Source organism: Limnobacter sp. G6BE5S (genome assembly GCF_058448965.1).
Map to the genome: position 1 here is coordinate 338,044 of NZ_JBZFLM010000002.1, position 12,193 is coordinate 350,236.

Sequence of the window (12,193 nt, forward strand, 5' to 3'; positions counted from 1 at the left end):
ATGCACGCTGCAGTCGCAGATTCATTTCAGAAAACACCTTGGACTCCTTTTTTGTCATTGGTCTTGCTGGGTTTTTTCTTGCTGGTGTCCTTTGTCAACTTGTCGGTACTTGATCAAAACAGACCGCATGAGTTGCCACTGGGTTTTGCAAGCCTTAATCAAAACGAGGTGCAGGGCAGCTTGTTCAATGTTGTGGAGCAACTTAAAAATGAGCCTCGGCGCAATGTGCTGCGTACCCATTTGCAAGAAACGCCCTATTGGATTTATACCGATCTGTCGCAGACTATGCCGCTGCAATATGAACAAATGGTTTTCCGGTCAAGACACCTGGTTCAATCAAGTTGCTGGCTTGGTGACTCCGACGGATCCTTGCGGGAAATCCCGCTTGAAACCAATCAAGGGCGTGTGTTGTCTGCGAGCTTTTCAGGACCGGCGAACCCACAGGGAATACTTTGTCAATTCCAGTTTGTCGGGCCAGCCAGTCTTGAAATTGGTTTGCAGAGCCGTGCAGACTTCAACAAGGCAATTTTGATTGCCGAGCGACGTCAAAGTTTTCTCGAGGGCGTTCTTTATCTCATGATTGGCATGGTGGCTGTGGCTGCATTCATGACCCGAAGCACCTTGTTTGTGTGCTACGGGTTCTGGCTGTTTGCAAGTCTTCGATTGGTGGCTTTGTCTGAGGGCTGGGACCATTCGATATTTGGATTTGAGTTGCTCGCCGAACCACTGATGCGGGCTCGCATGCTGGCCTTGGCCATGTATTTCACCTCAACAGTACTGATTGTTTGGCATTTATTTGAGAATATTCGGCGCGAATCGTGGCTGGGCGTATTGAGAACGCTGCAATTCGCCAGCGCTGTGTTGATCTTGCTTGCTCTTTTTTCACCTTACCGCACTTTTCTTGAGCTGTTTTGGCCAATGAGCCTTGTGGCGGCGTCGGCAGTGGCTTGGGTAGTTACCCAGAATTTTCTGGAAAAGCGAGACAGGGTTGCCATTTATTATCTGGCGGCCATGATGATTTCGCTCACTGGCGCAGTCGCCGAGGTGTTGTCTGCCTGGTTTGACCAGCGGTTTTTGTTGCAGTATTTCAATAGTGCATCTGTCACCGTATTGGCCAGCGTCATGACTGCTGTTGCCTTGGCCGAGTTTCTGCGCAAGGCACAATGGCAACAACAATTGGCCGCCCAGGAAATCAAACAGGCCCATGAACGTCTCGAGAATGTATTTGATATCGCGCCCTCCGCCATGTTCACCTGTACGCGTCATGGTCAACTGCTTAACTTCAACAAGCAGTTCACTGATCTTTTCCTGAATCGTGAAGGCAAGCCAACACTGGATTTTCTTCAGCCGCCGCGCCTTGCCTCTTTGTTTAATTTGCTTGAGTCGCCGGGCAAGTCATCGCGCCGCGAATTGCCTGTGGTCCTAGGGGAAGGGCAAACACGTTGGTATGAACTGGTGGTGAGCCGCGATCATCGCGAGCTTGTTGGCGTTGTTGCCGACTTCACGGCAAGAAAAGACCGGGAGTTGGCCCTGCAGTACCAGGCCACGCACGATGAGTTAACTGGCGCACTGAACAGAAGGGGATTGCAAAATGTAATTCACAACAAACTGAACAAGCGTGCTGCCAGTTTCACTTTCTTCTGCGTTGACATTCAGCAGTTTTCACGTTTGATCAGTGCGTATGGCCTTGCAGTTTCTGATCAGTTGTTACAAGCCTTTCACACCGAACTGTATCGCCACATGAATGCACACGGTGAAATCGCTCGACTGCACATCGACCAGTTCGCGGTGATGATTCATCACAATGATTCTGTTCAGGCCGAGGAGGCATTCAATGCCTTCTTGAAAAAACTCGAATCCGTGCCTTTTCAATTTGATGGTCGAAGCATACAAGTCGCCGTGCTGGCGACGCTGGTTTATCAGGGCCTGGTCGACAATGTACTCGATGTCATGGAGGCCGTTGAAATGTCCATGCGTGAATCCAAGTCCAAGGCCAAACGCAACAGCCAGGTTGAGCGGGTGGTTTTTGAACAGAATCAAACCCGCAGCTTGCTTGATCAATCCAGAACGATACGACGACTGGATGACCAGAAACTACCGGCAGGGCTCACTCTGGCTTGGCAGCCCATACTGGCATTGAATCAACATGATGGCCCGCTATATGCCGAGGCATTGTTAAGAATCAAAGGGGAAAACGGTAAGCTGAATTCAGCCGGGTTTTTGATAGAAGCGTGTGAACGAGGCGGGCACACTGCATTTCTGGACAATTGGGTATTAAGTCACACACTCGACTTTCTCGCGGAGCATGCCAGGCAACTGGACCGGCTCAGTGTATTGAGTATCAATGTGTCACCTGGATCGCTGAACGACGAAATTTTTCTTCAAGATACTTTGGCTTTAATTCGGGTGCACAAGCAGCATGCGTCAAAGTTGTGTCTTGAAATTACCGAAGTGGGATCGGTGATCAATTTGCAGGCAGTGCAAAGTTTCATTGAACAGGTAAGAAGTTTGGGTGTGCGCATTGCGCTTGACGACTTTGGTGCGGGATATAGCAACTTCAGGTATGCCATGGACTTGCATGCCGATGTGATCAAGATTGATGGGTCCATTGTGAAAAACATTTGCCACAGCACAGAGAGCCATGCCGTGGTCACTGCAATTGTGGGATTGGCTCACGACTTGGGTTGTAAATGTGTGGCCGAGTGGGTAGAGGACTTACACACGCTTCGCGAGGTCAAAGAACTTGGCGTCGATTATGTGCAAGGCTACCTTGTGTCGCCGGCCGTTGAATGCGAGCGTTTCTTGAATTTGAACAGCACGCTGGAACTGATGCCCGATCAGGACCGGGCACGAATGATTCAGGATGCTTTGGAGTCTGTTTCTTGCTGAGTGCTGCCCAATTCGCTGTATTCAACCCAAAAACGTTTCACGATTGATTTTTCAAGTTGCCCCCGCTTGTTTAGCGGGCAGGCAAACCGCAAGGTCATGCGTAAACATTTTTCGTCCACACTGGCCCAAAATACCTCGGGCCGTGCTTTGGGCAAATCGACAAAATTATCGCGCTCAACTGCCGAAAAATGCCGTTCAGCTTCTTCAATCCAGTGTTTGCCAGCTTCATTGGCCAATTTGAGTGTCAATTGCTCAGCAGCCTGAATTTTTACCGACTTGTCGAAATGGAAATCAATCAGGTGAATGCCATAAGATCCATACACCGACAGATTTTTCATGGCCTGTGTAAACACCAGGCTGTTGGGCAAACTCAGCAGGCGGCCAGTTTGTTTTTTTGAGGGGCCAATCTCGGCAAGCTCGAAAGTTACAAAACCCGTATTCACCAACTGCCCGGTAAATTCCCCCACTTCGATGGTGCTGCCAATGCGCAGGCTTTTGTTCAACGAAATAATCAGTGCGCCCCACAGGCACAAAATGAATTCTTTGCTGACAATCAACAGCGCACCACCAATGGCTGCGAGTGAAATCAGAAAGCCCGTAATTTGTCCTGACCACAATGCCAACACCAGAAGCAAGGCAGTTACCCAGACAATGTTTTTGCGACGAACCCACGTGGCGCGAACATTGCCGGTTTGAGGTGGCGAGGCATGGGTTTCACGCAACAGCCGCCAGTGCATCAAGCGATTGATGGTGGTGGCCAGCATGATGAGTGCAACTGACAAAATCAGCTTGCCAAGCCGACCTTCCAGAAAAGTGAAAACCTGTTCAACGCTGGGTTCCAAGTCTTTAAAAAATTGGAGGATTTCCATCTTAACCCCGGTTGGCTGCGCGTTGGTCTTGCTGGAAAATGGCCTCTAGTTCCTCGCGTCCCTGTCGACCTATTTCGATCACTTTTTCGTTATCACCGACCACCTTGACTTGCTTGTTCAGCAGGTTTTCATCGTGTTGCTTGAAGGTTTCGGCCTTTTGCATGGCTTGGCCGTCGCTGTAGCCCAGTGCATGTAGCGCTTCGGTGGCAGCCTCCAGAGCGCCCGCGAAAAGTTCTCGAACCACGGAATGGGCACCTGCAGCTTTTAATGCAAGGTAATCGTTCCGGTTGTGCGCGCGCGCAATGATGGTGATCTTGGGGTAGTGGTGAACAATAAACTCTACGATGGCCTGCGACATTTGTGGGTCATCGATTGCCACAATCACGGTACGAACCTTTCCAATTCCCGCCGCTTCCAGAACTTCGGCTCGGGAAGCATCGCCGTAATACACCTGATTGCCGAATTTTTTCACGAACTCGATGTGTTCGGCATTTTTGTCCAGTGCGGTGAAGTGAATCTGGTTGGCCGCCAGTATTCGCCCGGTGACCTGACCAAAACGACCGAATCCAAGAATCAGCGCTTCAGATTCACTGGAGTCGAATTTTTCAATATTTTGCGGCGCTTTGGCAATCTGTTTGTTTGTGAACTTCTCAAACCACAGCACTGCAGGTGCGGTCAGTGCCATTGAAATGCCGATCATCAAATTGACCATGCCTGCCGTACCTTCGCCCAGCAGACGCAGGTCCATGGCCTGCGCCATGATCACAAAGCCAAATTCACCACCTTGGCAAAGCATCAAACCCAACATGAGACCGCGCGGGAAGGGTACGCCGGCAAGCATCACCAGGCCGATGATGACAACGGCTTTCAAGGACATCAGCCCCAAGGTGCCCAACATGACTGTAAGTGGAGATTCAACCAGTAGGCCGAAATTCAGGGTCATGCCGATCGAAATGAAAAACAAGCCAAGGCTGAGCCCTTTGAATGGCTCCACATCGGCCTCAAGTTGATGACGGAACGAAGAGTTCGCCAACATCATGCCCGCCATGAAAGCACCCAGGCCCATGGACAGGTTGGCATGTTCCATCACCACTGCAGCACCCAGCACAATCAGCAGGGCCACCACAGTCATGATTTCCCGGCCACCATAGCGAGACATGAACTGCAAGGCGGGGTTAATCAGGTAACGCGCAAATACAATCAAGCCCAGAATGGCCGCGGGTGCCAGCCACCACTGGCCGGGGTCGGTGTCGGGTTCAACAGGTGCCAAGGCTTGTACTGCGAACAAAATGGGAACTACAGCCAGGTCTTGAAACAGCAGCATGGAAAAGCCGCGCCGACCATCTTCATTGCCCAAGATGCCTTTGTCGGCCATTAACTGAATGGCAAATGCAGTCGACGAAAGGCCCAAGGCCAATGCGATCACCAAGGCGGCGTTGCTGTTCATTTCGAACATGAAGGCAAGCACGCCGTAAATGATGCCTGCCGTGATAAACAGTTGACCCGAACCCAGCAAAAGCACTTGGGCACGCATGGCCCACAGCTTGGCCGGTTCCAGTTCAAGGCCGATTACGAACAGCAGTAAAATGACGCCAATTTCCGAGAAGTGCAGTACTTTTTCCGGGTCGTCGATCAGCCCCAATACCTGTGGACCGATCACCACCCCGGCAGCGAGATAGCCAAGAATCGCACCCAAGCCCAGTTTCTTGAACAGAGGCACGGCCAGCGCTGCCGCCAGCAAAAAGTAAACAACACTTTCCATTTTATCTCTCGTTTTATTTAGATCAGTTCAATGGCCAGGGCTGTGGCTTCACCGCCACCAATGCACAAACTGGCCACACCAATTTTTCCATTGGTTTTTTTCAGTGCACCAATTAATGTGCAAACAATTCGGGCGCCGCTCGCGCCAATGGGATGACCCAGCGCACAGGCTCCACCGTGAATATTTACTTTGTCAGCGGGCAAGTTCAAATCAACCATGGCGGCCATGGTCACCACGGCAAATGCTTCATTGATTTCGAATAAATCAACCTGTGTCGAACTCAAACCGGTTTTTTCGAACAGCCTTTGTAACGCACCAACCGGCGCAGTGGTAAACAAGCTTGGTTTTTGCGCATGGGTGCTGTGCCCCAGTATGCGCGCCAATGGCTTGATTCCCAGTTTTTCTGCGTGGCTTTGTTTCATCATGACTACAGCGGCTGCTCCATCGGAAATGGAAGAGCTGTTGGCGGCTGTGACCGTGCCACCGTCGCGGCGAAAGGCGGGTTTCAGGGTGGGCACTTTGGCTGGGTCGGCTTTCAAGGGTTGTTCGTCGGTGCCGACCAGTTCAGTGCCTTTGCGGCTGGCCACTTCAATGGGGGCGATTTCCCATTGAAAGCTGCCGTCTTCCGTGGCTTCTTTGGCGCGTGCCAAGGATCGAATGGCGAATTCGTCCTGCGCTTGTCGGGTAAAGCTGTATTGGTCTGCACATTCTTCGGCAAAGGTGCCCATCAAACGGCCTTTCTCGTAGGCGTCTTCAAGGCCATCGAGAAACATGTGATCCATCACTTGCCCGTGCCCCATGCGCATACCGCCACGGGCTTTGGGTAGAAGGTAGGGGGCATTGCTCATGCTTTCCATGCCGCCCGCCACGGCAACCTGGGTACTGCCAGCCAACAGGCTGTCGTGTGCCATCATGATTGCTTTCATGCCTGAACCACACATTTTGTTGATGGTGGTGCAGGCGCTGCTCAACGGCAAGCCTGCGGTTAACGCAGCTTGACGGGCAGGGGCCTGGCCTTGGCCTGCAGGTAACACGCAACCCATGATGACTTCATCGACTTTTTCGGACAGGGTGGGGTGGCCTGCGCGTAGCACGGCGTGTTGAATGGCGTGGGCGCCCAGTTCGCTTGCGGTAAAACTGGACATGCTGCCTTGAAAACCGCCCATGGGGGTGCGGGCAGCCGATACGATCACGATTGGGTCGTGGGTCATGGTGGGTCTCCGGGAAAATAGATCTTATTGATCCTATTTTCCCGTGAGCCACGGCTTTGGCAAGCCCTTTGCAGCAATTATGCGGCAGTTTTTTCAGTCTTGTTGCTGTTCAGCCGTTCTGCGCGCAACACGGCTGTTGCCTTGACCATCACCGCCAAGGCCGCTTCAGTTTCCTCCCAGCCACGGGTTTTCAGGCCACAGTCGGGGTTGACCCACAGATTTTCAGGTGGAATAACCTGCGCTGCCTTGCGGATCAGGCGAACGATTTCATCTTGTCCCGGTACGCGGGGCGAATGAATGTCGTAAACGCCGGGGCCAATTTCATTGGGGTAATGAAATTCGCCAAAGCCACGCAGCAATTCCATGTCGGAACGGCTGGTTTCAATCGTGATCACATCGGCATCCATGGCGGCAATGGCAGGCAAGATGTCGTTGAATTCGGAATAGCACATGTGCGTATGAATTTGTGTGTCATCGTTCACCGGGCTTGCTGAAATGCGGAACGCTTTGCTGGCCCAGTTCAAATAATCATCCCAACGCGCTTTGCGCAAAGGCAAGCCTTCGCGATAAGCGGGCTCGTCGATTTGAATCATGCCAATGCCAGCCTGTTCCAGGTCGGCAACTTCGTCGCGAATGGCCAAGGCAATTTGCAGTGCCGTGGTGGCACGGGCTTGGTCATTTCGAACAAAGCTCCATTGCAAAATAGTGACCGGGCCTGTCAGCATGCCTTTCACGGGTTTTTCGCTCAGGCTTTGGGCAAAGCGGGCCACATCCACAGTCATGGCCTTGGGGCGTGCCACATCGCCAAACAGAATGGGCGGCTTCACGCAGCGCGAGCCGTAGCTTTGCACCCAGCCATTGGCCGAGAAAGTAAAGCCTTCAAGCTGTTCACCAAAATATTCCACCATGTCGTTGCGCTCGGCTTCGCCGTGCACCAACACATCCAAACCAATCCGCTCCTGAAACTCGATGGCCTGGCGAATTTCCTGGCTAATGTGTTGCCAGTAGGTTTTTTCATCCATTTCGTTTTTCTTGAAACGTGCGCGCAGGTTACGAATGGTTTTGGTTTGTGGAAAAGATCCAATGGTGGTGGTGGGGTAGGCGGGCAGGTTAAACCGTTCCCGTTGCTTGGTTTGCCGCACTGCGAATTCACTTTGCCGTTGGTCGGCCTTGGGGGCCAGGGCTGCAAGGCGTGCTTTCACCTCGGGGTTGTTCAGCAAAGGGCTGTTGGCGCGTTGCTTCACCACACTTTGGTGTTCATGCCACACAGTGGCCAGTACACCGCTTAAAGCTTTGCCCTGCAATTGCGTTTTGCTGGCTTGTTTTAGCAATTCCAGTTCTTCGAGTTTTTCAATGGCTCCAGCCAGCCAGGGTTTCACAAGCGGGTTGACCGTGTTGTCGTTGCCAAACTGATAGGGCACATGAAGCAGTGAACAGCTCGGTGCAAGCCAAACCTCGCCCTTGCCTGCATCAAAGGCTTTGGCGATTTGGTTTAGAGCTTCTTGCAAGTCTGTTTTCCAAATGTTGCGCCCGTCAATCAAGCCCAGCGACAGCACTTTGTAGTTGGGCAGCCAGTCCAGTACAAGTGGCAAGTCTTCCCCGGCGCGCACGCAATCCAGGTGCAAGCCATCCACAGGCAATTTACACACCGGGCTGGTGTGCCCTTGTGTGGTTGAAAAGTAAGTGGCCAACAGAATTTTTACACCGCTTGTTTTCAGTTGCAGGTAGCTACGCTCGAACGCTGCCAGGTAATTGGCGGGCAAGTCCAGGCCCAATATGGGTTCATCCAGCTGAAGCCATTCAATGCCATGGGTTTTGAGTTCGCTCAAAATTTGTCCGTATACGGGCAGCAGTTGGTCCAGCAAATGGAGCTGATCAAAGCCGGCCTGCTTGCTTTTGCCTTGGAATAAAAATGTAAGCGGACCAATCAAGCTGACCTTGATTGGATGGTTCAGCGTTTTGGCTTGCTCAATTTGCTCCACAAGGCTTGCGGTGTGGGCCTTGAACGCCGTGCTTGCAGTGAATTCTGGCACCATGTAGTGGTAATTCGTGTCGAACCACTTGGTCATCTCCAGTGCCCAGGTTTCGTGAACATGGCCACAGCTGTGGTTCTCGGTCGACTTTCCCCTAACCATGGTGAAGTAGCGTTGTAGTTTGCTTTGTTGTGGTTTGAACTCAAAGCGTGCAGGTTCGCAACCCAGCAATTGAATGTGATCGGCCATTTGATCGTAAAAGGCAAAGTCGCCCACAGTAATGAAATCAAGCCCGGAATCAATTTGGGCTTGCCAGTGTTTCAGGCGCAGTTCATGTGCGGCGGTACGCAATGCTTCTTCATCGGTTTCGCCACGCCAGTGGCTTTCCAATGCAAATTTCAGTTCGCGGTTTTCCCCAATTCTGGGAAAGCCCAGGGTGTGTGTCTTGATCATGGTGTTTCTTCTTGTGTGGCAATTAAAACATCATGATCGGCACAAACAGGGTATTATTCAAACGAATAATATTCGTCTAAATAGTGAATTGTATTCATGTCAAAAAGCATTCTCGAATTGCGCCATCTGCGCACCCTTCAAGCCATTGAGCAAACTGGCAGCTTAAGCCGTGCGGCCGACGTGTTGTGCATTACGCAAAGTGCCGTGTCGCATCAGGTTAAGGCGCTAGAAGACTGGTTTGGTGAAGAACTGGTGTACAAGCAGGGTGGGCAAAGCCGTTTTAGCGTGGTGGGCCAGCGTTTGTTGCAATTGGCCGGGCAGGTGTTGGGGCAGGTGGATCAAGCCGAGTTGGATATATTGCAAATGAAGCAGGGTGCGGGTGGCCCGCTGCGGGTTGCAGTGGAATGCCACACTTGCTTTGACTGGTTGATGCCGTCAATGGATGTGTACCGCAACCGCTGGCCTGAAGTGGAACTGGACATTGTTTCCGGCTTTCATGCAGACCCGGTCGGTCTGCTGCACAAAGGCGATGCAGAACTGGCAATTGTGTCCGAGCTGTGCGAGGAAGAGGGCATCGTTTCATTTCCGCTATTTCGGTTTGAGATGGTGGGCCTTGTGCCTGTGGATTCAAAACTGGCCAAACGTGCGTATTTAAAGCCTTCGGATTTCGCTGGTGAAACCTTGTTGACCTACCCGGTACCCGACGACATGCTGGATGTAATCAAGCATTTTTTAACGCCTGCCGGTGTGCAGGTGAAGCGCCGCAGCAGTGAACTGACCGTGGCCCTGCTGCAACTGGTGGCCAGCAAGCGCGGGCTTTCAGCCTTGCCAGCCTGGGCCGTGAAAGGTTACGTGGATCGTGGTTATGTGGCCCAAGTGCCGCTGGGCCGCAAGGGCTTGGTGTCTACCTTGTATGCGGCTTTACCCAAAGCGATTGCGGGCAAGCATTACACCGCCGATTTTGTGGCGGTGATGCGTGAAGTGTGCGCGCGGGAACTGGACGGGATTGAGTTGTTGATTTAAATACCCGCCAATTGCACATACACGGGTATGCCCACCAAAATATTCAGCGGAAAGGTAATGCCCAGCGAAAGCCCCACATACAGGCTGGGGTTGGCTTCAGGTATTGCATAGCGCACCACCGCAGGCACGGCGATGTAGGAAGCACTGGCAGCCAATACCATTAACAGGGCGGTGTCGCCAACACTTGCACCCGTGGCCTTGGCCAGTAACCAGGCCAGGGTGGCGTGGGCAATCGGTGCAAGCACCGCATAGGCAATCATCCATTTCGATACGGCCTTCAGTTTTGGCAGGTGCTTGGCCGTGCTCAAACCCATGTCAAGCAGGAAGAAGGCCAGCATGCCCTTGAACAGGTCGCCGGTGAACGGTTGCATCGCTTCTTTGCCCGCGCTACCACTCATGAAACCAATCAGCATTGCGCCAAGTAGCAGCAACTGCGCGCCTTCTGTGAATGATTCCTGCAACAAGTGGCCGAATCCTTTTCCGGGAACGGGCGCTGAATTCGCTCCCTGTGTTTGTTTGCGCGCTGCGTTGGCAAACAGCACTGCCAGAATAATGGCGGGCGATTCCATCAGTGCCATGGCGGCGGCCATGTGTCCGCCGTAGGCGATATCGGACTTTTCAAGAAACTGCACGGCTGTAATGAAGGTAACAGCGCTGACCGAACCGTAGGTGGCAGCAATTGCCGCGGCATCGAATGCCGACGTGCAACGCTTCAGTATCGGGTAGCTGATCAAAGGCACCACGACCGCCAGCAATACGGCGCTGCCCAAACCGCCCAGCACCTGCGTGTTAAAGCCAGATTCATGCAAGGCAAAGCCACCTTTCAAACCCAAAGCCATGAGCAGGTACAAGGACAGAAAACGGCCAACTTGCGCGGGAATTTCAAGGTTGGATTTAACCAGGCCGCTGAAAATACCCAGTAGAAAGAAAAGAATGGCGGGGTCGGTGAAGTTGTTCATGATGCATTCGGTAATGAAAGTGCGCCAATACTATGGATAAGAAACAATCATGTAAAATCAAAAAAAAGAGAAAAATCATCACTAAAAGGTTATGTTTAAAAATGAACCTCACATTGCGACAATTAAACCTGTTCTCCGCATTGGCCCGCTTGAAAAGCATTACAGCGGTGGCTCGGCAATTTCATGTCACCCAGCCCACCGTGTCCATGCAAATGAAGGAATTGGCTGAATCGGTGGGCTTGCCCCTGTACGAGGTCATTGGCAAGGCGGTTTATCTCACGCCCGCCGGCCTTGAGCTGGAGGCCACAGCACGCAATATGCTGGCCGAACTGGAAGGGTTTCAGCAGCGTATTGATGACATCAAGGGTTTTAGGCGGGGTAAGTTGACCGTGGCCGTGGTGAGTACTGCGGAGTATTTCGTGCCCCGTTTGTTGGGCGATTTCTGCACAAAGTACCCGGAGGTTGAAATTTCTCTGGAGGTGTTGAACCGCAACGGGGTTATCCAGCGGCTTGAACACAATCTGGACGACCTTTACATTATGTCCAAACCGCCTGCGAACCTGGACGTCGAGGCCAGGGCTTTCATGACCAATTCCTTGCAGGTGGTTGCGCCTGCAGGGCACCCTTTAACCCAGCGCAAACGCATCAAACACACCGAGCTTGCGCGGTATCCATTTATTTTGCGCGAAAGGGGGTCGGGTACACGCCTGGCCTGCGATTCACATTTTGAAAGCCTTGGTTTTGAGCCAACTGTGCGGCTTGAATTGGGCAGCAACGAGGCGATTAAACAGGCGGTTCAGGGCGGTATGGGACTGGCCGTGTTGTCTGAACACGCCCTAAATGCGGGCTCCGCCACGGACGGCTTGCAAAGTCTGAATGTGCAAAGCTTTCCAATTCATGCCAACTGGTACACCGTTCGCCCCAACGGCAAGCGACCTTCGCCGGTGGCGGCTGATTTCTGGCGCTACCTGAATGTGGATTTAAAAAAAGGGCGTTAAATTGTAAAAACGAACGTTCGTTCGAATTCATCCTCCACTACATTGCGCAATTCTGC

8 protein-coding genes are annotated in these 12,193 nt (G+C 52.3%); 3 read left to right on the forward strand and 5 right to left on the reverse strand.

All coding sequences use genetic code 11. The features are described from left to right. Positions 1 to 2,889, forward strand: a complete 2,889-nt coding sequence (locus tag ACVL1J_RS04735) for an EAL domain-containing protein (RefSeq protein ID WP_341237145.1) — start codon at positions 1 to 3, stop codon at positions 2,887 to 2,889. Here the strand turns inward: ACVL1J_RS04735 and ACVL1J_RS04740 are convergent. The 4 genes from ACVL1J_RS04740 to metE all read right to left on the reverse strand — a co-directional run bounded on the left by ACVL1J_RS04740 (position 2,859) and on the right by metE (position 9,157). Further along, a complete protein-coding gene (locus ACVL1J_RS04740; protein WP_159570037.1) occupies positions 2,859 to 3,758 on the reverse strand; it encodes a mechanosensitive ion channel domain-containing protein in 900 nt (299 codons plus the stop codon). The two genes, ACVL1J_RS04735 and ACVL1J_RS04740, sit on opposite strands and share 31 nt — an antisense overlap. Before the next feature lies 1 nt (position 3,759). Beyond that, the gene (locus ACVL1J_RS04745) at positions 3,760 to 5,520 is read right to left on the reverse strand and encodes a monovalent cation:proton antiporter-2 (CPA2) family protein (RefSeq protein WP_341236430.1); all 1,761 of its coding nucleotides are present in this window, start codon (positions 5,518 to 5,520) and stop codon (positions 3,760 to 3,762) included. 17 nt (positions 5,521 to 5,537) lie between these two features. Then, entirely contained in the window at positions 5,538 to 6,731 is a 1,194-nt protein-coding gene (locus tag ACVL1J_RS04750; protein ID WP_341236429.1) for an acetyl-CoA C-acetyltransferase, read from the reverse strand. A 77-nt stretch (positions 6,732 to 6,808) separates the two neighbouring features. Then, positions 6,809 to 9,157 carry a 5-methyltetrahydropteroyltriglutamate--homocysteine S-methyltransferase gene (gene metE, locus ACVL1J_RS04755; protein WP_341236428.1) on the reverse strand — a complete coding sequence of 783 codons (2,349 nt, stop codon included), beginning with the start codon at positions 9,155 to 9,157 and terminating at the stop codon, positions 6,809 to 6,811. Positions 9,158 to 9,253: 96 nt separating this feature from the next. Between metE and ACVL1J_RS04760 the strand changes: the two genes are divergently transcribed. Next, on the forward strand, positions 9,254 to 10,180 hold the full coding sequence (locus ACVL1J_RS04760; protein ID WP_159570045.1) for a LysR family transcriptional regulator: 927 nt from the start codon (positions 9,254 to 9,256) through the stop codon (positions 10,178 to 10,180). On the opposite strand, the gene ACVL1J_RS04765 is transcribed toward ACVL1J_RS04760, so the two are convergent. Next, on the reverse strand, positions 10,177 to 11,139 hold the full coding sequence (locus ACVL1J_RS04765) for a sodium-dependent bicarbonate transport family permease (protein WP_159570047.1): 963 nt from the start codon (positions 11,137 to 11,139) through the stop codon (positions 10,177 to 10,179). The genes ACVL1J_RS04760 and ACVL1J_RS04765 overlap by 4 nt on opposite strands. 101 nt (positions 11,140 to 11,240) lie before the next feature. Here ACVL1J_RS04765 and ACVL1J_RS04770 point away from each other — a divergent pair, with 101 nt between their 5' ends. Then, positions 11,241 to 12,137: a LysR family transcriptional regulator gene (locus ACVL1J_RS04770; RefSeq protein WP_341236427.1), complete on the forward strand. Its 897-nt coding sequence runs from the start codon at positions 11,241 to 11,243 to the stop codon at positions 12,135 to 12,137. Positions 12,138 to 12,193: the final 56 nt, after the last annotated feature.